The sequence below is a fragment of the Campylobacter sp. RM16190 genome (assembly GCF_012978835.1).
Lineage (GTDB): Bacteria > Campylobacterota > Campylobacteria > Campylobacterales > Campylobacteraceae > Campylobacter_A.
The window spans coordinates 19,558-41,424 of sequence record NZ_LIWS01000003.1 but is presented as its reverse complement, the minus strand read 5'-3'; the positions used below and the strand labels follow the sequence as shown (position 1 = coordinate 41,424).

At 35.1% G+C, this 21,867-nt stretch carries 21 protein-coding genes; 14 read left to right on the top strand and 7 right to left on the bottom strand.

The features are described 5' to 3' along the window. Positions 1–25 precede the first annotated feature (25 nt). From CDOM16190_RS04010 to rarD, 7 genes are all read right to left on the bottom strand, one after another. Positions 26–1,744 (bottom strand): reverse transcriptase family protein, encoded by a 1,719-nt coding sequence (locus tag CDOM16190_RS04010; protein WP_170018984.1) that lies wholly within the window; start codon positions 1,742–1,744, stop codon positions 26–28. 134 nt (positions 1,745–1,878) lie between these two features. Next, positions 1,879–3,159, bottom strand: coding sequence for a dihydroorotase (locus tag CDOM16190_RS04005; RefSeq protein ID WP_170018983.1), 1,281 nt, complete (start codon positions 3,157–3,159; stop codon positions 1,879–1,881). Beyond that, positions 3,159–4,088, bottom strand: a complete 930-nt coding sequence (locus tag CDOM16190_RS04000; RefSeq protein ID WP_170018982.1) for an aspartate carbamoyltransferase catalytic subunit — start codon at positions 4,086–4,088, stop codon at positions 3,159–3,161. The genes CDOM16190_RS04005 and CDOM16190_RS04000 overlap by 1 nt, the downstream gene beginning before the upstream one ends. Before the next feature lie 145 nt (positions 4,089–4,233). Next, positions 4,234–4,749, bottom strand: coding sequence for a hypothetical protein (locus CDOM16190_RS03995; protein WP_170018981.1), 516 nt, complete (start codon positions 4,747–4,749; stop codon positions 4,234–4,236). Continuing rightward, the gene (locus tag CDOM16190_RS10565; RefSeq protein ID WP_211437401.1) at positions 4,742–5,257 is read right to left on the bottom strand and encodes a CPCC family cysteine-rich protein; all 516 of its coding nucleotides are present in this window, start codon (positions 5,255–5,257) and stop codon (positions 4,742–4,744) included. Before CDOM16190_RS10565 ends, CDOM16190_RS03995 begins: the two co-directional genes overlap by 8 nt. 141 nt (positions 5,258–5,398) lie before the next feature. Beyond that, positions 5,399–5,857: a hypothetical protein gene (locus tag CDOM16190_RS03980; protein WP_170018980.1), complete on the bottom strand. Its 459-nt coding sequence runs from the start codon at positions 5,855–5,857 to the stop codon at positions 5,399–5,401. Between the two features lie 35 nt (positions 5,858–5,892). Beyond that, a complete protein-coding gene (gene rarD, locus CDOM16190_RS03975; RefSeq protein ID WP_170018979.1) occupies positions 5,893–6,783 on the bottom strand; it encodes an EamA family transporter RarD in 891 nt (296 codons plus the stop codon). A gap of 170 nt (positions 6,784–6,953) precedes the next feature. On the opposite strand from rarD, the gene CDOM16190_RS03970 reads away from it, so the two are divergent. From CDOM16190_RS03970 to ilvA, 14 genes are all read left to right on the top strand, one after another. Continuing rightward, complete coding sequence (locus tag CDOM16190_RS03970) at positions 6,954–8,294, top strand: class II 3-deoxy-7-phosphoheptulonate synthase (protein ID WP_170018978.1); 1,341 nt, start codon at positions 6,954–6,956, stop codon at positions 8,292–8,294. 170 nt (positions 8,295–8,464) lie between these two features. Further along, the gene (locus tag CDOM16190_RS03965; RefSeq protein ID WP_169973986.1) at positions 8,465–9,427 is read left to right on the top strand and encodes an NAD(P)-binding domain-containing protein; all 963 of its coding nucleotides are present in this window, start codon (positions 8,465–8,467) and stop codon (positions 9,425–9,427) included. A gap of 1 nt (position 9,428) precedes the next feature. Beyond that, complete coding sequence (locus CDOM16190_RS03960; protein ID WP_170018977.1) at positions 9,429–11,576, top strand: vesicular transport factor Uso1p; 2,148 nt, start codon at positions 9,429–9,431, stop codon at positions 11,574–11,576. Then, a complete protein-coding gene (locus tag CDOM16190_RS03955) occupies positions 11,573–12,265 on the top strand; it encodes a tRNA1(Val) (adenine(37)-N6)-methyltransferase (RefSeq protein WP_170018976.1) in 693 nt (230 codons plus the stop codon). Before CDOM16190_RS03960 ends, CDOM16190_RS03955 begins: the two co-directional genes overlap by 4 nt. Further along, positions 12,262–12,633, top strand: coding sequence for a YkgJ family cysteine cluster protein (locus CDOM16190_RS03950; protein ID WP_211436549.1), 372 nt, complete (start codon positions 12,262–12,264; stop codon positions 12,631–12,633). The genes CDOM16190_RS03955 and CDOM16190_RS03950 overlap by 4 nt, the downstream gene beginning before the upstream one ends. Then, positions 12,609–13,868, top strand: a complete 1,260-nt coding sequence (locus tag CDOM16190_RS03945) for a tetratricopeptide repeat protein (protein ID WP_170018975.1) — start codon at positions 12,609–12,611, stop codon at positions 13,866–13,868. The genes CDOM16190_RS03950 and CDOM16190_RS03945 overlap by 25 nt, the downstream gene beginning before the upstream one ends. After that, a complete protein-coding gene (gene trpC, locus CDOM16190_RS03940) occupies positions 13,865–14,650 on the top strand; it encodes an indole-3-glycerol phosphate synthase TrpC (protein ID WP_170018974.1) in 786 nt (261 codons plus the stop codon). The genes CDOM16190_RS03945 and trpC overlap by 4 nt, the downstream gene beginning before the upstream one ends. 1 nt (position 14,651) lies before the next feature. Further along, positions 14,652–15,143 carry an HIT family protein gene (locus tag CDOM16190_RS03935; RefSeq protein WP_169973997.1) on the top strand — a complete coding sequence of 164 codons (492 nt, stop codon included), beginning with the start codon at positions 14,652–14,654 and terminating at the stop codon, positions 15,141–15,143. Positions 15,144–15,342: 199 nt separating this feature from the next. Next, positions 15,343–16,611, top strand: a complete 1,269-nt coding sequence (locus CDOM16190_RS03930; protein ID WP_170018973.1) for an ankyrin repeat domain-containing protein — start codon at positions 15,343–15,345, stop codon at positions 16,609–16,611. A gap of 11 nt (positions 16,612–16,622) precedes the next feature. Then, positions 16,623–17,369 (top strand): SDR family NAD(P)-dependent oxidoreductase, encoded by a 747-nt coding sequence (locus tag CDOM16190_RS03925; RefSeq protein ID WP_170018972.1) that lies wholly within the window; start codon positions 16,623–16,625, stop codon positions 17,367–17,369. A gap of 21 nt (positions 17,370–17,390) precedes the next feature. After that, on the top strand, positions 17,391–19,079 hold the full coding sequence (locus CDOM16190_RS03920) for a Na+/H+ antiporter NhaC family protein (RefSeq protein WP_170018971.1): 1,689 nt from the start codon (positions 17,391–17,393) through the stop codon (positions 19,077–19,079). Positions 19,080–19,086: 7 nt separating this feature from the next. Then, positions 19,087–20,190 (top strand): tRNA (uridine(54)-C5)-methyltransferase TrmA, encoded by a 1,104-nt coding sequence (trmA, locus tag CDOM16190_RS03915; RefSeq protein ID WP_170019165.1) that lies wholly within the window; start codon positions 19,087–19,089, stop codon positions 20,188–20,190. After that, positions 20,180–20,584 (top strand): CoA-binding protein, encoded by a 405-nt coding sequence (locus CDOM16190_RS03910; protein WP_170018970.1) that lies wholly within the window; start codon positions 20,180–20,182, stop codon positions 20,582–20,584. Before trmA ends, CDOM16190_RS03910 begins: the two co-directional genes overlap by 11 nt. Then, entirely contained in the window at positions 20,568–21,779 is a 1,212-nt protein-coding gene (ilvA, locus tag CDOM16190_RS03905; RefSeq protein ID WP_170018969.1) for a threonine ammonia-lyase, read from the top strand. Before CDOM16190_RS03910 ends, ilvA begins: the two co-directional genes overlap by 17 nt. Positions 21,780–21,867 lie beyond the last annotated feature (88 nt).

Genomic DNA, 21,867 nt, shown 5'->3' with positions numbered 1-21,867 from the left:
GCGATATTCTAATTATAAAAGCTTTTTAATTCATTATGTTTTTATTGATTTCCAAAAAATCATTTTTATTTTTATTTTGCCTTGAGTAGTATATTTTATTGTTATTATCTACGATTAGTCTTATTTTACTTGATATTTTATTTAAATTTCTTAATGCAAATGGATATTTTTGATTTTCTATTTTTTCTAATAACTTTTCCTCTTTAGCAAGGCTACAAAAGGTTCCCAAAACATAATCTGGTAGAGTTGATAGGATGTCTTTTTTGGATATTTTTTCTATTTTAAATTTTGTAGAATGTTTTTTATTACACAAGTAGCTACTTAATTTGTTTGTTGATATTTTACTATTCTCTTCATAGCATATATAATTATTTGCATCTCCAAAACGGTTTAATAGTATATTATTAAAAATTTTACTAAATAGTCCATAGTACAACTCTTGATATTCTTCTTTGGTTATTTTTTTATTAAATTTACCAAAAATAATAAAGGCTTCATATTCCAGTTCTCTTAATAAATCTTGGACTTTAATTTTTACCTCAGGATTATCGCTTGTGTAATGGAAAAGACCTTCTTTCTTTATAAACTCATCTCTGGCATCTATCAGAAAGCTATTTTTTAGCTCGCCTAATTTTTGAATATTTTTTTGCTTATCTGAATCGCTAATTATGGAAACCACACATATTGCTAAATATTGTTTGTCTGCATCTGTGCTAATTATAATTTCGCTTTCATCTATATAATGAAAGATACGTTTGGCTGTAGTTACCTTGAAAGTTTTAGCCGATGCATTGTCTATTGTACAATTATTATTTTTTAGAATTTCCAAAAAAGTTTTTTTATATTTTTCTCCTAAATCTTTTTCTATGCCAATTATATATGCAATTTCTCCATATAATCTTTTTAGCAATTCCTCTTCTGAATTACTCTCAAAAAATTTATTCATATAATATAATTTTTGTCTAACTTTTCTTTTTAGTTTTTTGGGTACTCTTGGATATTCTCTGTTTGAGATACTTAATCCAGTAACATATTGCGGTTGTCCTTGTTTTGCAAATAAAGTTTTTTGTTTATTAAGCTTAAGATTATATTTGTTTAGTATTTTTTGCAAATCATCTGTTTTTATAAAGTTATTTTTATCTGAAGAAAAAGTAATGTCGTCCCCGTATCTAGTGTAAACAATATTTTTAGCTATCGAGGATCTTATGTCTGCATCCAATTTATGGCAAAATAAATTTGCTAATAACGGACTTGTATTTAAACCTTCTTTTAATGCATTATCATATGTGCACAGATTTGAAAACAGTTCGGCAGCTTGTTTTTCGCATCCAATCTTAATAAAAACTTTTTCAATACTTTCTTTTTTAATTGATACAAAAAAGTCTTCAATATCAAATTTACATAGGTAATATTTATTAAGATGCTCTTTTGAATTTGATACTATATTTTTACCCCTTAAAAAACCATGTGCATATTCTGAAATATACTTGTTATAATCGCTGTATATAATTTTTTCTAGCTCATTTAGTAATTCTTTATAAAATACATTAAAAGGTTCATTAATTTTTAATACTTCTCTAAAGCTTGTTGAAAATTTTTTGTTCTTTTTCTTTAGCTTTAGTAGCTTAAAATAATCACTTTGAGTTTTTGTGTTTTCTGGCTCTTTCATAAATTCTAGAAAGCCAATATCGGTATTAAAACTTTTTGCTATAGCTTCTAGTGAATTTAGTTTTCTTATGTCCAAGTGTATACCTAAAAATAAAAGTGGATATGGAATAAATAGGATTAGATTGTAATTGACTTACCATCGAATACGATTCGCATTCCAAATTATTTTTCCATATCCTTTGTAATTTTAGCATAATAAATCTAAATATTCTACGCCACGACGTTTGGAAACTCAAACACCGTTTTTCCGCTTTTTATCGTGATTACCGCCGCTCCCTTTAGCATCTTGCCTAGCAGCGGGGAATTTTGGGATTTTGATTTATTTAGGTTTTTGTCGTAGAGATACTCGAAATTCGGATCGATTATCGCGATGTCGGCGAGGTAGCCCTCCGCGATCACGCCCTTGTTTTTTAGTTTTAAAATTTTAGCCGCGTTATAAGACGTCAGAGCCGCCATTTTCTCGTAGTCTATCACGCCGTCTCTTACTAGATCTAGCGTCATAGGCACGAGGGTTTGCAGGCCGAGGATACCGAAAGGCGCCTTGTCGAATTCTAAAAATTTCTCGTCGTTATGGTGCGGGGCGTGGTCGGTGACGATGACGTCGATGAGGCCGCTTTTTAGCCCCTCTCTGATCGCGTCCACGTCTGATCTGGTGCGAAGCGGTGGCGACATTTTAAAGTTCGTATCATATCCTAGCAGCTCGTCCTCTGTGTAAGTAAAATGGTGCGGCGTCGCCTCGCAGGTCACGTTTATGCCCTCATCGCGAGCTTGTTTAATTAGCTTTAGCGACCACTCCGAGCTAACGTGCGCGATATGGATATGCCCGCCTGTTAGCTTTGCAAGAAGTAAGTCGCGCGATACCATGATTTCTTCTTGCTCGCGCGGCATGCCTTTGATGCCTAGTATCGCGGAGACGCGACCTTCGTTCATATGTCCGCCGCGGCACAGCGAGCAGTCTTGAGAGTGGTTTATGACAAACGAGCCGAAGTGCTTTGAGTATTCAAGCGCGTATCTCATCACGTCGCTGCTAGATACGGGCAAGCCGTCGTCGCTAAACGCTACGGCTCCGGCCTCTATCATATCGCCCATTTCTACGACTTTGTTCCCGCCCATACCCTTGGTAATAGCGCCGATTGGCAGCAGATCGATTAACCCTCTAGCCTTAGCCTTAGCTATCATGTCGCGCGTGATTACGGCGTTGTCGTTTATCGGATTTGTATTCGCCATCGGAAGACAAGTAGTTACGCCGCCTGCTACCGCGGTTTCGGAGCCGGAGTTTATATCGTCTTTATATTCAAGCCCCGGATCTCTAAAATGCACGTGCATGTCGATAAGCCCCGGTATCGCCAAGCAGCCGCTCGCGTCTATGACTTTATCCGCCGCGGGCTCTTCGGCGGTGATGCTTGATATTATTTCACCGTCTATTAAGATATTAGCCTTTAAAATTTCGTCGTGATTTACTATGGTGGCGTTTTTTATTAGAGTTTTCATTATCTGCCTTTATTGCTTACTAGAGTGTGTAGGATCGCCATTCTTACGGCGACGCCGTTTTCGACCTGATTTAATATATGCGAAAATCTCGGATCGTCGGCCACGTCGGAGTTTATCTCTACGCCGCGGTTTATGGGTCCCGGGTGAAGTATCATGACGCCGTCTTTTGCGAATTTCATCTTAGCCGAAGTAAGTCCGAAAAATTTAGAGTATTCGCGCACCGATGGGAACGAAACTTCGTCGTCTTGCCTTTCAAGTTGGATACGAAGCATTATGATTACGTCGGTGCCCGATATCGCTTCTTCCATGCTTTTGCAAATTTCACACCCAAAAGCCTCCATTCCCGTTAGCATCATAGGCGGTCCGAATAGCTTGACTTTAATGCCTAGCGTCTTCATCGCGTAGATATTGGAGCGAGCCACGCGGCTGTGGAATACGTCTCCGATAATCGCTACGGTTAAATTTTCAAGGCTTCCTTTGTTTTCAAGTATCGTAAATAGATCAAGAAGCGCTTGGCTGGGGTGTTCGTTCAGCCCGTCGCCGGCATTTACGACGCAGGCGTCGGTGTTTGCCGCTACGAATTTAGCCGCGCCCGAGCTATAGTGTCTAATCACTACTATATCCGTTTTCATCGCGACGATGTTATTTATCGTATCCATCAGCGTTTCGCCCTTTTTGGTGCTACTTTGAGAGGCGCTGAAATTTATAGCGTCCGCTCCAAGGCGTTTGGCTGCGATTTCAAAGCTGGTTCTTGTGCGTGTGGAGTTTTCGAAGAAGGCGTTTACAGTCGTTTTGCCATAAAGAGATTTTGCTTTTTTGACTTCTGAATTGTTTAGAGCTTTAAACTCTTTGGCTAAATTTAAGAAGTGGTAAATCTCATCTTTGGTTAAATTTGAAGTTGTTATGAGGTCTTTTTTGGTGTAGCTCATCAAATTTCCTTGAGTTTATTAGGATAGGAGTCAATCCAAAAACGCTATAATATTATTTTTTTACTTAACTTCTTATATATTTTTCAACACTAGCCTTGAGTGCAGGAAAGTTTATTATTTTAAAATCCTAGTTCGTGCTTATGTATTAAAACCCTTGCCCTTCCACAACAAGAATTTTTGCTTCGTCGTATTTTGCGTATTCTTCATCATACTCAGGATCCCAGATCAAGCTAGGAGCGTATTTATCGTACCAAAACAAGTTATCCTTATCAAAGTCTTCTTTCATCATCTCTTGTCTAAGATAATCTATCATCTCTTCCATAGGAATATCCCAAGCTATCTCATCTCCGAATTTCATCTTTACTACTCTTGTAGGAGTATTGTGTTTTTTCTTTTTATTGTCCCACAAATAAGAAGGTGGTTCCAATATAGCTTTTTCATCCTCGAGAATTCTTTGAAGTGCGGTTAAGTATATCTCTCTAAATTCATCATCTGTAATTTCACTATGATCTTTAAGTCCGTGAAATAGTTTAAATACCCAAAGACTATGAAGCATATCTATCCATCCTCCATAAACTTCAGTGTATATTAGACCCATCTGGTCTTTGGTATACATTTTAGAGGTTAAATTTATTCTTCCGTCAAAGAGTTTTCTATCCATGATATTGCTTTAAGTTTATCTCATCATCCATAGGCTCTCTTGCATTTATAGAGCCTAGCTTGCTTGAAGCTTTATACTCTTTATAGTTTTGTCTAGCCTCATTTAAAGATACTATATTTGGCTCTATTATTTTATCCGGGTTATTTATGGCCTCTGTATTATATTGCCAAAAGCAAACAGGACAAACATCTTGTATTAAATTCTTATCCTCTTTATCTACTATGGTTAGATAGCCGCAGCAAGGACATTTTATCCGTTTATCTGCAAATTCCTCTTTAGTAGGAGGACGAACATACTGCAAGAGTCTTTCTTCTATCGCTCCTATCTTTTTATAATTTTCTTTAGCTTGATTTAAGGATACCGAATTTGGTCCTATTGATATATCTGTACGAGAATTTGAAAGATTATCAAATTGCCAATGGCAAACAGGACATATATCTACACAAAAGCCATCATTTGCATTTATATATTTCATAGTTAAATATCCGCAGCAAGGACATCTGATCAAAATAATTCCTTTTTAATAAATTATATTTTAATATACATTATCAAAAAATATCTTTAAAATAATATCTATTCTCAACTTAAAGATATAAGGCTAGAGTTTTATTTTGCCGTATCTGTATAATTATTTGTTTTTTTGTAGTAATTAATTTTGCAACTTTGCAAACTCCGCACTTAGCCTATCTCTTATCTCGTCACTCACGCGCTCGCCGTCTTTGAAATTTGCTTCGATAAGCTCATCAAGCCTATTTAGCACTTCAAACAGCTCGCTTTCCCATCTGTCAGCGTCTCTAGCTGTGTTCATGGTCTCTATAAACGTGAGCTTCTTGCTCATCTCGCTAAGGCTTTGTAAAAAGCTATCTTTAAGCTCGGCGTCCTTTAGCATATCATCGTAAAGCGCCATATTTTTAAGCTCTCTTAGCTCGTTGTTTATAAGTTCGCAAAACTCTTTGTATTTTTGCACTGAAATTTGTCTTAAATTTTCAGGAGAGTTGTTTGCTACTACTCCGCTTGCATCTATGTTTTGTGTGATTTTTTGAATTTGCATATAAATAATTGCGACTACTGCAAGAGAGACTATAATAGTCATAGTAAAAATATCCATAAATTTCCTTCGCCTAAATTTAAAGCTAGATTATACTAAATTTTTGCTTTTTTATTCGCATATACTGAAGATACGCTAACGATAACAAGAGCAATCCAAATAAGTATAAAAGATACTATTTTAGCGCTATTTATCTGCTCGTTATAAAAAAATACAGCTATTAAAAGCTGCATAGTCGGAGAGATATATTGCATATATCCAATTGTGCTTAAATTTATTCTTAAGGCAGCCGAGTTAAAGAGTAAAAGCGGTATTACTGTAAGCGGTCCGCAAAGCGTGATAAAAAGCCCAAACCACGAAAAATCAAAGTGATTTTGCCCGCTCTTTGCTATGAAAAATAGCGCCACGATAGCAATAGGCATAACCATCGTAGTCTCTACGAAAAGTCCTTCTAAAGATGGAATTTTGATACGCTTTCTAACAAGCGAATAGATAGCAAACGAAAGAGGCAGGATAACCGAGATAAAAGGCAGTCCGCCCACATCGTAAATTTGGATTGATATAGCGATAAAAACGATAAATATCGCAAATTTGCCAGTGTTTGAAATTTTCTCTTTTAAAACTATTACGCCAAGAAGCATTGTTATAAGAGGATTTATGAAGTATCCAAGACTGGCATCTACTATTTTGTTTATGTTTACGGCGTAAATATAGATAGACCAGTTTAGGGCTATAAGAATTCCGCTTACAAATAATAAAATTGCTGTTTTTTTATTTAAAAACAAAGCTTTAGTCTGCGCAAACTTTTTGCCTAATTTTAGCAAGATATACAAAAACACTACCGACCAAATGATGCGATGAGATACTATCTCGGCAAAATTTAGCTCATAGAGCTGCTTGAAATATACTGGGAATAGCCCCCACAATAAAAATGCGCTAAGACCGTATATCATGCCCGCTTTTGTTTCGTTTTCGTAGTTTTTCATAAAATTTACTTTTTTATTTTTTAAGGTGCATTTTATTCTTTTGTAATTAATCAAAACTGAGAGAGTTAAAAATGTTACTTAATAGGGTTAAAATTTGACTAAACAGCTATTTTTATTTGTAATAAAAGTTCTTTTTGGCTAAAATCTAGCTTATTTTTAAAAGGTATGATATGAATTGGACCAGAAGCTCTTGGAGAGAATATAATATTTTACAGCAGCCAATATATCCTGATTTGCAAGAGTTAAAAAACATAGAAGATAAGCTAAAATCACTTCCTCCTCTTGTTTTTGCCGGTGAAGCTAGAAATCTAAAAAGAGATTTGGCTAAGGTTTGCGCAGGCGATGCATTTTTGCTTCAAGGTGGAGATTGTGCTGAGAGCTTTTCAAATTTTAATGCAAATAATATTAGAGATATGTTTAAGGTTTTGCTTCAAATGGCTATTGTTCTTACCTTTGCGGGACGTTGTCCTGTCGTAAAGGTGGGGCGTGTAGCAGGCCAGTTTGCAAAACCTAGAAGTAGCGATTATGAAGAGGTAGATGGTGTAAAGTTGCCAAGCTACCGAGGCGACATCATAAACGGCTTTGAATTTAACGAAGTTGCCAGAGTTCCAGATCCAAAGAGGATGATAGAGGCTTATTATCAATCAGCTTCCACGATGAACCTGCTTCGTGCCTTTGCGCGTGGAGGTTTAGCCGATCTTCACGAGGTTAATAGATGGAATTTGGGCTTTATTAAAAAAGCCGAGCTTGGCAAAAGATACGATGAGCTAGCCGGGCAACTTAGTCAAGCGCTTGCTTTTATGGAAGCTTGCGGTATAAATTCTCAAAATACCCAAGAGATAAATCAGACAGTAGTTTATACATCTCACGAGGCTTTACTTCTACCTTATGAAGAGGCTTTAACCAGAGAGGATAGCTTGACTGGAGATTGGTACGACTGCTCGGCACATATGCTTTGGATAGGTGAAAGAACAAGAGGGCTAAATGATGCTCATGTGCATTTCTTAAGCGGAGTGCATAATCCAATCGGAGTTAAAATCGGACCTAGTACGAGCGGCGAAGATGTGAAAAAACTAAGTCAAAAGCTAAATCCAAACAATGAAGCGGGAAGACTAAACGTCATCGTTAGAATGGGTGCTGATAAGATAGGAGATAGACTTCCTTTGATACTTAAAGAGACTAAAAAAGAGGGGCTAAATATACTATACAGCATAGATCCTATGCATGGAAATACCGTAAAATCATCAAACAACTATAAAACTCGCGAATTCCATAAAATTTTATCCGAAGTTAAAAGCTTTTTTGAAATTCATAAAGCAGAAGGAACTTACGCCGGCGGCGTGCATTTGGAGATGACGGGACAAGATGTGACCGAGTGTGTTGGCGGTGCGTTTAATATAACCGAAAAGAGCCTTGAAAATCGCTATGAGACGCAGTGTGATCCAAGATTAAATGCCGATCAGGCGCTTGAGCTTGCCTTTTTGATAGCTGATTTTGTAAAGAAAAACTAATATCCTTATTGTTTAATACCAAGGCGGTCATATTGGCTGTTTTGGTATTTAAAGATAACAATTACCAAGCTTCATAATTCAAATATTTTAAAATTTTATAAATTTACTTAACTTTTAATAGAAATTTTGCTAAATTATCAATAAAAATTATTAAGTAACGGAGAAGAGATATGAGATGCGTATATGATATAGTGGTAATAGGCGGAGGTCCATGCGGAATCGCTACCGTGGTAGAGGCTAAAGCAAATGGATTTAAAAACGTTTTATTGCTGGAAAAGGGTGATAATCATAGTCAAACGATAAGGAAGTTTTATAAAGACAATAAGCGTGTAGATAAAAGCTATAAAGGTCAAGATAGCACTATTCATGGAGTGGTTGGTTTTGACGACGGCACAAAAGAGAGCACGCTTGACTATTTTGATGAGCTGCTTGACAATAACGAGATTGATACCGCATTTAACTCGGAAGTTGAAAGTGTAAAAAAAGAGGAGAGCGGAATATTTCATATAACTACATCAACAGCAGGATACGGAGCTAAAAATGTAGTAATTTCAATAGGTAAGATGGGGCGTCCTAATAAACCTAGCTACAAAATTCCGCCATCTTTAAATTCTGTTGTAAATTTTAACCTTGATTCTTGCTCTAGCAATGAAAAAATAATTGTAGTGGGCGGAGGAAACTCTGCTGCAGAATATGCGGTAGATCTTAGCGAAAGAAACGATGTAACTCTAAATTATAGAAAAGATAAATTTACCAGATTAAACGATATAAATGAGGCTGCTGTTATGGCACTTTTTAATGCCAATAAGTTAAATTTAAAGCTTGGCGTAGATATTGAAGGGCTTGAAAATGAGTCTGGAAAGGTAAAAGTCATTTTTACTGATGGAACAAGTGAGATCTTTGATCGTATAATATATGCTATAGGTGGCTCTACTCCCGTTGATTTTTTACAAAAATGCGGTGTAAAGCTAGATGCTGATAAGGATCCAATCGTAGATGACGATTATGAAAGTAGTGTAAAGGGGCTTTATATAGGTGGTGATATAGTGCTGAAAAACGGGGGTTCTATAGTTTTGGCCTTAAATCACGCACATAAAGTAATACAAAGTATTAAGGATAAAGGCAATATCTAAATTGAATAGGCTTAAAATCATAAATTTAACTTTATTTGTACTATTTAGTATTTTGATTGCAGTTAGTTTGTATCTTGTGTATTCAAATACGGGTAAAAAATACAATTCCAAACAAGATCAAAATGAGGTTGCTATCCATGTTTTAAGCTTTGATGAGCTTCCTAGAAACGAGCAGGAAAAATATGTTAAAAAAGATAATCTTGATACTTACGGTAAATTTCTAACGCCAAAAAGCTATGAGAAAAATTTAAAAATTAGCAGCATAAACGAGCCTATACCTAGTGATTTAGAGGAATTAAAACGTCAAGTAAGCGATTTAAGGGTCCAAAACAAGATACTTTATGATGACAATATAGATTTAGTGAGTAAAAATTTAGAAATAGCAAATTTACTAAGTTCTAAAGATGCAAGCCTATCATATAAAAATATAAATTTAAGAATGATAATGGACTCTGAGAAGTATTTGGAGACAATAAATGATCTTACGAAAAAACTAGAGGAGAGCCAAAACGAAAATTTGCAAAGCTCTAAAATTTCATCTCAAAAGATTGTCAAGCTTCAAAATGAGATTGATTCTTTAAGAAACGAAATGGTTAATAGGCTTAATCAGTTTGAAAGGGATAAGGCTCAGCTAATCTCAAAAAATAGTGACGAAATGAGCAAAAATCTAAAGACTCAGATGGATGAAAAGCTAAGACTTGAAAAAGAGCTTTTAAAGATCACAGGTGAGCTCTCTAAGATAAAAGATGAAAATGCTAGAATGACCGATTCGTTAAGTTTAAAAGAGTTTGAATTTAAAAGAGTAGAAACCGAGCAAAAGGATAAGGTCTTAAAGATACAGGCTGCAAGTCAAGATATGATAAATACTTTAAATAAGGAATTTGAAGTCAAAAAAAATGAATACGAAAAAGATATAAAATCAAAACTTAATGAAATAGAGGCTCTTAAAAGAGAGCAAAATTTGCTTAAAGAATCGCTTGATTTAAAGTCAAAAGAGCTTGAGAAAAAGCTTGCGGAGTTAAATTTAATAAACGAAAAAAATGATAAATTTATATCTTTAAATAAAGAGCAAAATGCCACGATAGAAAATCTTAAGTCAAGACTTCAGATTGAAAGAAGTGGTTTTGAGAAGGAAGTTGCCGGGATGTGGAGCTTGCATAAAAAAGAGGTTGAAAAACTTAAAAAACAGCTTAATGAATTAAGCTCAAATTTGCAAAATACAAAAGATGAGCTTGAGAAAGAGATAACTAAATTAAAAGAGCAAAATTTAAAAAAAGATGAACAGATAATTCAAAGCGAGTCAAATATAACCTCTCTTAATGCAATGTTAGCCACTCAAAAAGAGAGGCTTGAGAGTGAGATATTTGCAAATAAAAAAAATATTCAAAACTACAAAATATTAAACGATAAGATCACATCTTTAATACAAGGTAATGCAATTATAAGCAAGGAGGCGAAAAAACGAGTAGATAATGCGGAAATTGCCGTAGAAATTCATAAAAAAACCATTGATGAGCTAAATTCTACTCTTGCTCTTAAAGATAAAGAGATAAGTGAGATAAATTTAAGGCTAGAAAAAATAAAAAACAGCCTTGAAATTCAAACCAAAAAAAATGAAACATTGACGCAGAGTTTAAAAAATAATCAAAATCCACTCTCGTTGGAAGTATCCGAGCTTAAAACCAAGATTTCACAGCTTATGCAAGAGAGCGAATATCTAAGCAGTGAAAACGATAATTTAAAAAAGATAATTCAGCTAAATTTTAAGGCGGAAGTGCCTAAAAAAGTAGTTTTTATAGAATCTATAGAGTGTGATGATATGGTTATAGGATCAGATAAGCCAACTGTAATATGTAAAAATAGAGTAAGCGAGTTTATACAGCGCTATAATTCAAACTATTTTTTTGAGATTACCCCTATAGTTAGCCATGGAAATTTTATAGCAACTTCTAAAGTGGCTCAATTGATACCAAAAAATGAGCTTGAGAAGATAAATTTATATGCGAATTTCGGTATAGGCAGAGAGAGGGCAAAAACCGCCGGAGGGCTTATAAAAGATGAATTTGGAGATTTTTCTCGCATATCTTATAGCAATGAAATCATAACTTCTGATAATAAGCAAGGTTTTGTTATCAAGGTGTATAGATGAGGCTAATGCAGCCTAAAAAAGGGTATCGGTATAATTCTGATACTATGATGCTTTATGATTTTGTATCAAAAACAAAGCCAAAAGGCAAAGTCCTTGATGTTGGATGTGGATGTGGGATATTGGGGCTTTTGTTAAAACGTGATTTTGCTAGTATTAATATTGATCTGCTTGATATTCAGGAGCCAAATATAAATTTGGCAAAACAAAATGCCGACTCAAACTCTATTGAGGCAAATTTTATTACAGCCGATTTTTCTAATTTTAAAAGCGATAAAAGATATGATCTTATAGTCTCAAATCCGCCTTTTTATCACGATGGATCCAAAAGAAGCGAGAATGAGCATATAAAAATTAGTAGATATAATGAGTTTTTACCTCTTGAAAATTTGATCAAGTCGTCAAATTCGCTTCTAAAACCTCATGGAGCTTTTGTGTTTTGTTATGATGCAAAGCAGCTTAGTGAAATTTTAATATGTTTAAAAAAGTATAAATTTACGCCCTCAAGGCTATGCTTTATTCATCCCAAAGCAACTATTGAAGCAAATTTAGTTATGATAGAGGCGAAAAAGAGTTCAAAGGCGCTAATGAAGATATTGCCCCCTGTTTTTGTTTTTGAAAATGATAAGTATAGCGAGGTCGCTAGTGAAATTTTTGCTAGAGCAAATACTCTTAGTGAGGATTTTGATTGATAAGGCAAGATGGATTTGATTACGAATTCGACTTTACTAAGTGCTCTGAGTGCGGAGGTAAGTGTTGCACGGGCGAGAGCGGGTATATATGGATAAGTCCAAATGAAATTTCAGCTCTTGCTGGATATCTTAGTCTTGATGAAGGCGAATTTAGAAATAAATTTTTAGAAAAGCACGGGTATAAATTTAGTATAAAAGAGAAGATTTACAATGGTGGTTATGCCTGTATATTCTTTAATGAGAGCGAAAAAAATTGTTCTATTTATGAGTTTAGGCCTAAACAGTGTATGAGTTTTCCTTTTTGGGATTATTTTAAAAATCATTTTGATGAATTGGAGAGAGAATGCGTGGGAATAAGGCGATTGTAGGAATTTTATTAATATTTTCCATGTTTTGCATAGGAGCGGCTAACGAAGATAAAAAATTTGATGAAAATCTCTATATACTTGAAGCGCTTATGGCGGTTGATAATTCTAAACACGAAGATGCCGTTGGTATCTATAAAGAGCTTTTTAAAAAAACTAATAAAACAACCTATTTAAAAGAGGCTTTGAAATTCGCATTTGTTTCAAATAGCTCTGAGTTTAATGAAATTTTAAAACTTGCTGAGCAAAATTTAAAAGATGATCCGGATTTTTTGCGCATCAAAGGTGCAAAGCTAATGGGTCAAAACAGACTTGAAGAGGCTAAGAGAGTATTGGAAAATTTAATTAAAAAAGAGCCTAGACCTAGAAGCTATATAATGCTCGGCTCTCTTTTTTCGATGCAGCGTAAAAATGAAGAGGCCTTGGCACAATTTCAAAAGGCCTATGAGATAGAAAAAAGCGATGAGAATTTGATTAGGATTGCTGATTTTCTTTATAATAAAATGAATAGAAAGCAAGAGGCGGTAAGCTATCTTGAGACATCAAGAAGAATCAATGGTTGCACTGCGCATGTGTGCATGACTTTGATAGACTTTTATATTCAGATGCAACAGTTTAACAATACGATTGAAATTTATGAGAATTTATATGAAATAATGAAAGAGAAAGAATTTTTAAATAAGGCTCTTGGAATTTATGTCTATCAAAAGAACTACGAAGATGCGATTAAATTTCTAAAAAAACATAAACATAACGATGATGCTTTGATGGAAATTTATGCTATGATTGGAGATTTTGACGGTGCATATAATAAGGCAAAAGAGATCTTTGATAAGAGCTTCAACTTGGAATATCAGGCGAAAATGGCAATCTATCAATATGAACGCGACTCTAAAAAAATGACTAAAAAGAGTCTTGATGAGATCATATATAACTTTGAAAAGTCTGTAAACAGGCTTGATAATCCGGTATATTTTAACTATTACGGATATCTGCTCATAGATCATGATGTGGATATAAAAAGGGGCGTAGAGCTAGTTAAAAAGGCTCTCGAAAGAGATCCAAATTCTGTATATTATATAGACTCTCTTGCGTGGGGTTATTTTAAGCTTGGAGAGTGCGAGAAGGCAGATGAGCTTATGCAAGGCGTTATGCATGATAGTGAATTTATAGATAGCGATGAAGCAAAAGAACATATAAGAATGATAAAAGAGTGTTTGCAGAAGAATAAAAAATGATACTTGATCAGATTATAGAGCGAACAAAAGAGGATTTGGAGCAAAGAAAGGTCAAGTTTCCTCTTGAATGGCTAGGTAGAAGCTTGGCATATAATCCTTATGCGCCTAGAGATGTTGCAAGAGTATTAAGGTCCAGTGAAAATGAGCCTTTTAGAATAATAGCAGAAGTTAAAAAGGCTAGCCCCAGCAAAGGTCTTATTAGAAGCGAATTTGAACCTATTTTAATAGCTAAAAATTATGAAGACGGCGGAGCTAATGCAATCTCTGTTTTAACCGAGCCTCATTATTTTAAAGGAAATTTAGAGTTTTTAACTCAGATTAGAAGATATACGGCAACGCCTCTACTTAGAAAAGATTTTATAATAGATAAATATCAGATAGTCGAGGCTCTTGTTTACGGGGCAGATTTTATACTTTTGATAGCTAAGGCCTTAAGTAGATCTAAGCTAAAAGAGCTTCTTGGATACGCTCATCATCTCGGACTTGAAGTTCTTGTGGAGACGCATGACAAAGAAGATATCACTAAGGCGATTTTTGCCGGAGCGAATATAATAGGAATAAATCATAGAAATTTACAAACTTTTGAAATGGATATGAGCCTTTGTGAACGACTTATACCGCTTTTGCCTCAAAATAAAATCATAGTGGCCGAAAGCGGACTATTTGATCATGAACAACTTGTAAATTTAAATAAAATAGGTGTCGATGCATTCTTAATTGGGGAGCATTTTATGAGACAAGATGATATTGTAAAAGCGGTTAAAACCATAAAGGAGGGGTGATATGGAACATATTTGTGCGCCTTGGAGAAGTGAGTATTTTAGCAAGAAAATGTCCGGATGCGTATTTTGCGATGTTGTAAAACATCCGGAAAATGACGAAAAAAATGGAGTCTTATTTCGTGCTAAGCATTGCTTTGGTGTGATGAATCTATATCCGTATACTCCGGGCCATTTTATGGTAATACCATACGAGCATTTTGAAAAAATTGAAAGCCTAAACGATGAGGCTTGGATAGAAATGAGTAGATTTGTAAGAAAGGGTGTGGAAATATTAAAAAGAGAGCTTGGTGCAATGGGCGTAAATATCGGAATGAATTTAGGAAAGGCTGCGGGTGCTGGAATAGCTGAGCACGTGCATTATCACCTAGTGCCAAGATGGGAAAGAGATACCAACTTTATAACTTCTATTGCCGATCTAAGAGTGAATGGGGTGCCTTTTCATCCTCTGTACGAAAAGCTAAAAAATGCTTTTGAAAGTGTTAAATTTGAGTAAATCTGGAAATAATTTAAATTCTTTAAGATGTTTTATCTAAATATTGCAAAAAGCCACTTTCGTTTAAAAAATATTGTTATATAATCGGACTTTATAAAAGTATAAAACGAAATTTTGTAAAATCTTATAATTAAAATTTTGGCAAAATTAAAGTAATTGATTGAAATTTAATCCAGTTCTTAAAAAGAGGAGTTGCGAAATGGGGTTTGCCATAAAGGCAATTTTATTATTTTTATTTTTTGTACCCCTTACTTTTGGAAGTATATTAGATGATGGCAGACTTGACTGCGATGAAATTTTAGCCAATAAACTACGTGTTTTTTCTGCAAATTTTAATATCGAGGCAGCAGGATTAACAGCCATTGATTTTAGATGCTCAAGTTCTCTTTTAAATTTAAAGCATATAGAAAATCTGCTTGACACCTCAACTAAAATAAGATCGGAGAGTCGCTCTTGTGTAGGAAAAATTGCGGATATAAATTTAAATAATTTTAAATTTATGCTTTTAAAAGCCGGAATTGAACCTGAAATTTATGCACAAACTCTTCTTGAATCCGAAGAATATGAAAAAGAGCTTGAACAAAATAGAGCTTTTTTTAGATACTGGGGGCATCAAACTCTTTCAAATTTTTTACTATTTAGAGTGTTTAACAAAAACTATAATGAGGCTCTTGGTCCTACCGTAAAACACTATATGTCCAGTTTTAGAATGGATGAGGGCAGCGCTATCTACTATGCCACAAAGATTGCAAATGAGTTTTTAAAATTTGCAATTGCGATACAAAAAGAGGATTTTGCGACCAGCATGTTAGATATTAGCGAAGTGCAAAAGCGCGTTAGTGATCCTAAATTCTCAAAAAATGATATAAACGAGTTTATATACTCCGGAAAGATTTCTAAAGACTCTTTGCAAAAAGCTTTTGAAACCGCGCTGCTTTATGATAAAAGCATAGATATTCTTAAAGAGTTTATACAAATAGGAGTAGATATTAATAGTGGGTATGAGAGCCCTCTTTTTTTCGCTCTTAATAATTTAAAAAGTGTTGAACTGCTACTTAAAAACGGTGCCGACGTAAATTATTCAAATTTGCTAGGACAAACCCCTCTTTTTAAGGCTGTAGGACTAAATGATCTTAATCTCGTAAAGCTACTTGTAGAGCACGGAGCTGATGTAAGCAAGAGGACTATTGATATAAACACAAAGCTTGCTTATGCTTCAAATCTAGGAGAGGTTTTACCAAGCTATATAAAACCTTGCGACTTTGAGCATACATCAAGAACTATTTTTATGGAGGCTGCTCGTAAAAGTGATGTGGAAATTTTAAAATTTTTAATATCCGTAGGTGTTGATTTAAATGCTGTAGATGATGCCGGATTTAACGCTTTTGATTATGCGATAATGGGCAAAAAAGAGGCAAATTTGCAGTATTTAAAAGCTCTTGGCTTAAAGTCAAATTTTGATAATTAGAAGGGGTAGTGGTGAAAGGAACGGCTTTTATAACCGGAGCAACATCCGGATTTGGCGATGCGATAGCAAGAAGGCTCTCAAAAGAGGGTTATAAAATAATAGCTCTAGGACGCCGAAGGGATAGATTGGAAAAATTAGTCAAGGAGATTAAAAATACTCACATAATAGAGTGTGATATAAGAGATAAGGATGCTCTTTTTGAGGCTGTAAAAAATCTTCCAGAATCTTTTAAAGATATTGAAATTTTGGTTAATAATGCAGGTCTCGCACTAGGCATAGATGGAATATTGCAAACAAGTGTGGATGACCTTGAAACAATGATAGATACTAATATAAAAGGGCTTTTGTACTCCACTAAAGCTGTTTTGCCCATAATGGCTGCTAGAAAGAGCGGATATGTCTTTAATCTAGGCTCTACCGCTGGCGCTTGGCCGTATCCTGGAAGTCATGTGTACGGAGCTTCAAAGGCCTTTGTCAAGCAGTTTAGCAGAAATATAAGGAACGATCTAAAAGGCACTGGTATTCGCGTGACGGAGATTGCACCAGGTATTTGTAAGACTGAATTTAGTGAGGTAAGGTTTAAAGGTGATATAGAGCGTGCTAATGAGGTTTATGCGGGCGTTGAGCCTATAACCGCGCAAGATATAGCGACTATTGTTGTAAACTGTATAAATATGCCAAAGCATGTGAATATAAACATTGTAGAGCTGATGGCTACTGCTCAGACTTGGGCAGGGCTTCATGTGGAGAAAAATTAAATTTAATACAAAGGAAAGAGAGTGCAAAAATTTTTATTCTTATTTTTATTGCCTATCTTGGCTTTTGCCGTAGATCCTGAAGTGGCGGCAAAAAATGCCCAGATATTTGGTATTTGGACACTTGTGCCACCTGTTGTGGCTATAGTTTTGGCATTTATAACAAAAGATGTTATTTTGTCTCTTTTTATAGGTGTGTTTAGTGGAACATATCTAATAAATATAGCAGACAACGGTGTTTTTACCTCTTTTGTAAAGGGCTTTATAAGTATAGTTCAACGCATAGTAGGCTCAATGGCAGATAGTTGGAATGCCGGTATTATTCTTCAAGTTCTTTGTATAGGAGGTGTTGTTGCCTTAATTACAAAAATGGGCGGCACAAAGGCTGTAGCTTTATGGCTTAGCAAAAGAGCAAAGACTGGAATTTCGGCACAGATTTCAACCTGGGTTATGGGTCTATTTGTGTTTTTTGACGACTATGCAAATGCTTTGATCGTAGGTCCAATTATGCGCCCTATAACTGATAAATTTAAGGTTAGTCGCGAAAAGCTAGCCTTTATCATAGATGCTACCGCTGCTCCTATAGCCGGTATTGCTATCATTTCTACATGGGTGGGGCTTGAAATCTCACTTATTAAAAACGGTTATGAACTAATAGGAGTAACAGATATCAATGCCTTTGGAATATTTGTCGAGACAATTCCTTATAGATTTTACAATTTATTTATGCTCTTTTTTATAGTCTGTACCGCTTTTATGGGGCGAGAATTCGGAGGTATGTTAAAGGCTGAAAGGAGAGCTCGCACAGGAGAGCTTCACTCAACCAAGTCAAGAATGGTGGATGTCGAAGATAAGACTCTTGAGCCAAAGGAGGGTATAAAGCTTCAAAGTTCAAATGCTGTTATTCCACTTTTAGTCCTTATAATAGGCGCATTTGTTAGCTTTTATTTCAGCGGATTAAATGCCTTGCAAGGAGAGGCTCTTGAAAAAGCCACGGCAAATCCGTTTACGTTTGAAACGTTTAGAGAGACATTTGGTAACGCCGATGCGTCCGTTGCTCTATTCCAATCCGCGCTTTTAGCGACTATAGTTGCAATCTTTTTAGGTATATATAGAAAAATATTTAGCGTAAAAGAGGCTATCGAGACATGGGTTAAAGGCTGGAAAACAATGATAGTAACGATTGTTATCTTGCTTCTTGCTTGGAGCTTAAGCTCTGTTATAAAAGAGCTTGGCACATCAAGATATCTTGTCGATATGCTATCTGCCTCTACGCCTAAGATAGTCCTTCCTGCAGCTGTATTTATTCTTGGTTCATTTATATCTTTTTCTACAGGTACAAGCTATGGAACAATGGGAATTTTAATGCCTCTTGCCATTCCTCTTGCAAATGCTGTAGGAGTAAATAGTGGACTTGAAGGAGACGCACTTCATGCCTATATGATAGTAAATATCTCAGCTGTTTTAACCGGAGCCATATTTGGCGATCACTGTTCGCCGATATCAGACACAACGATACTTTCATCAATGGGTGCAGGATGTAATCACATAGATCACGTTCAAACACAGATGCCTTATGCTCTAAGCATATGCGCAGTAAGTATTCTTGTAGGTTATATGCCTGTATCTTTAGGGCTTAGTATATGGCTTGCTCTTCCTCTTGGCTTTTTGGCAGTAGTGTTATTGGTTAGATTTGTAGGACAGAAAGTTTAATTTGAGTTTGGATTGTAAATTTGTTTCAGAGTGCGGAAGCTGCACTCTGAATTTACCTTATACCGAGCAAATAGAATTTAAAAAAGAGTATATTGAGCGAGAATTTAAAGATTTTTATGCCGGAGAGTTTGAATTTTTCGCTTCAGAATCAATCTATTACCGAAGTAGAGCGGAGTTTGGAATTTATCACAATAAAAACCAGATAAGTTACTCTATGCGTGGTAAAAATCAAAAATTTGTAATGATTGATGAGTGCTTGAAGGTTGATTCTAAGATAGCTGCCATCATGTCACCTCTTTTAAAATATATAGAAAAAAACCAAAATTTAAGAGATAAACTGTTTGGAGTTGAGTTTATATCGACCAAAGACGAACTTCTAATAGTACTTTTATATCATAAGGATATCTCAAATTTAAAGTGTGAATTTGATACTCTGGCGCAAGAGTTTAAAATTTTTGTTATCGCAAGAAGTAGAGGTAAAAAACTAATAAGTGGTAGTGAAAATTTAAAAGAAAGATTGAATATACTTCAAAGAGAGTATAAATTTATCTTGGGTGATGGAGCCTTTATTCAGCCAAATAGAGCCGTCAATGAAAAGATGATAGGTTGGGCTAAAGATTGTGTAAAAGATAGCCGTGATATGCTTGAGATGTATTGCGGACATGGAAATTTTACTATTCCGATGGCTGATAAATTTAGTAAAATTTTAGCTACGGAGATTTCAAAGAAGTCAATTGAAAACGCGCTTAAAAATTGCAAATTAAATGGTATTGATAATATAAAATTTATTAGACTTTCGGCAGATGAGCTTATGCAAGCTTTTGCCGGCGTGAGAGAATTTAATCGCTTAAAAAAAATAAATTTGAGCGAATTTAACTTTTCTCATATCTTAGTAGATCCTCCTCGTGTAGGTCTTGAGACAAGTGTAATAAATTTTATAAAAAATTATGAAAATATAATCTACATATCCTGTAATCCGACCACTTTAAAAGAGAATCTAAAAGAGCTTTCCAAGAGCCATAAAGTAAGTAAATTTGCAATTTTTGATCAGTTTGCCAACACTACTCATATAGAGTGTGGAGTGCTTTTAAGGAGCAAAAATGAGAATTGATAATATATTAAAAACATCTAAAAATATAGCTATAGTAGGATTAAGTCCGGATGAGAGCAAAGCTAGTAATATAGTAGCTAAATTTCTAATCAAAGAGGGCTTTAATATCTTTCCAATCTATCCTAAAGAGGATGAAATTTTGGGTCGCAAAGTCTATAGAAGCTTAAGTGAGATAGATAAAAAGATAGATATAGCCGTTATGTTTAGAAAAGGCGAATTTGCTGAAAATTTGATAATGGAAGTCATAAATTTAGGCATTAAAACTCTTTGGCTTCAACTTGGTATCACAAATAAAAATGCTAAAATAATAGCTAAAGAAAATAATATAAATTTTGTCGAAGATAAATGTATAAAAATAGAGTTAGAGAGGTTTAAAAATGATATCGTTAAATAAAATAATACAAGCCAAACGCACAATAAGCGGATTTGTGGATAAGACTCCGTTCGCATATAGCACTAGACTTAGCCAGATGAGTGGGGCTAGCGTATATCTAAAAAAAGAGAATTTACAACGTACTGGTGCATATAAAATAAGAGGTGCATATAATAAGATAGCAAATTTAAGCGAAGAAGAGCGCAATAAGGGTGTCGTGGCTGCAAGTGCCGGAAATCATGCGCAAGGTGTCGCTTTAAGCGCTAGAGAGTTTGGAGCTAAGGCTATTATCGTTATGCCTGAATCTACACCACTTTTAAAGGTTGCCGGTACTAAGGCTCTTGGTGCAGAGGTTTTGTTAAGCGGAGATAATTTTGACGAAGCTTATGAATTTGCCGTATCTTATGCTAAAGAAAATGGAATGAGCTTCATACATCCATTTAATGATGAATTTGTAATGTCTGGTCAAGGAACAGTAGGGCTTGAAATGCTTGATGAAATAGCAGATCTTGATATGATAATAGTTCCTGTTGGTGGTGGCGGACTAATAAGCGGCGTAGCAAGCTGTGTTAAGCAGGTAAATCCCGATATAAAAGTAATTGGAGTAAGTGCAAAGGGTGCTCCTGCAATGTATAATAGCTTTAATGCAAAAAAGGTTATAAACTCAAAATCGGTTCGTACGATAGCCGATGGAATAGCCGTTAGAGACGCTAGCGAAATAACTTTAGCTCACATAATCGAGTGTGTTGATGAGATAGTGCAGGTAGATGATGAGGAGATAGCTAATGCGATCTTGTATCTTTTGGAAAATCAAAAGATAGTCGTAGAAGGTGCAGGAGCAGTAGGTGTAGCATGTGTTATGCACGGCAAGGTAAAGATCAAAAAAGGCTCTAAAGTAGGCATAGTCTTAAGTGGCGGTAATATCGACGTGCAGATGTTAAACATAATAATAGAAAAAGGTCTTATCAAGTCATCTCGCAAGATGATTATACAAGTAACATTGATAGATAAGCCGGGTGCGCTTTTAAGCTTAACTGATGCGCTTAAAGCTGCAAACGCCAATATCGTTAAGATAGATTATGATCGCTTCTCCACTGAGCTTGAGTATGGCGATGCAAGTATTATCATAACGCTTGAGACAAAGGGCAAGGATCATCAAGAGCAGGTTAGCAAAAGCTTAAAAGGCGCAGGATTTGAGTTTAGGCAAATTTTTTAATATAAAGTAGTAGCATTAATACTAAATTCATTATTTTTTGCTAAAAAGCTTTAAAAAAGGAGAATATATGATTGATTATATGATTTTA

Excerpts from the sequence above, each read along its gene's own strand:
- CDOM16190_RS03995 (WP_170018981.1), bottom strand. The coding sequence starts at position 4,749 with ATGGATAGAAAACTCTTTGACGGAAGAATAAATTTAACCTCTAAAATG.
- CDOM16190_RS03910 (WP_170018970.1), top strand. The coding sequence starts at position 20,180 with ATGAGAATTGATAATATATTAAAAACATCTAAAAATATAGCTATAGTA.
- CDOM16190_RS03970 (WP_170018978.1), top strand. The coding sequence starts at position 6,954 with ATGAATTGGACCAGAAGCTCTTGGAGAGAATATAATATTTTACAGCAG.
- CDOM16190_RS04005 (WP_170018983.1), bottom strand. The coding sequence starts at position 3,159 with ATGAAAACTCTAATAAAAAACGCCACCATAGTAAATCACGACGAAATT.
- CDOM16190_RS03980 (WP_170018980.1), bottom strand. The coding sequence starts at position 5,857 with ATGGATATTTTTACTATGACTATTATAGTCTCTCTTGCAGTAGTCGCA.
- CDOM16190_RS03930 (WP_170018973.1), top strand. The coding sequence starts at position 15,343 with ATGGGGTTTGCCATAAAGGCAATTTTATTATTTTTATTTTTTGTACCC.
- CDOM16190_RS03945 (WP_170018975.1), top strand. The coding sequence starts at position 12,609 with ATGCGTGGGAATAAGGCGATTGTAGGAATTTTATTAATATTTTCCATG.
- CDOM16190_RS04000 (WP_170018982.1), bottom strand. The coding sequence starts at position 4,088 with ATGAGCTACACCAAAAAAGACCTCATAACAACTTCAAATTTAACCAAA.
- trpC (WP_170018974.1), top strand. The coding sequence starts at position 13,865 with ATGATACTTGATCAGATTATAGAGCGAACAAAAGAGGATTTGGAGCAA.
- rarD (WP_170018979.1), bottom strand. The coding sequence starts at position 6,783 with ATGAAAAACTACGAAAACGAAACAAAAGCGGGCATGATATACGGTCTT.
- CDOM16190_RS03935 (WP_169973997.1), top strand. The coding sequence starts at position 14,652 with ATGGAACATATTTGTGCGCCTTGGAGAAGTGAGTATTTTAGCAAGAAA.
- CDOM16190_RS03965 (WP_169973986.1), top strand. The coding sequence starts at position 8,465 with ATGAGATGCGTATATGATATAGTGGTAATAGGCGGAGGTCCATGCGGA.
- CDOM16190_RS03955 (WP_170018976.1), top strand. The coding sequence starts at position 11,573 with ATGAGGCTAATGCAGCCTAAAAAAGGGTATCGGTATAATTCTGATACT.
- ilvA (WP_170018969.1), top strand. The coding sequence starts at position 20,568 with ATGATATCGTTAAATAAAATAATACAAGCCAAACGCACAATAAGCGGA.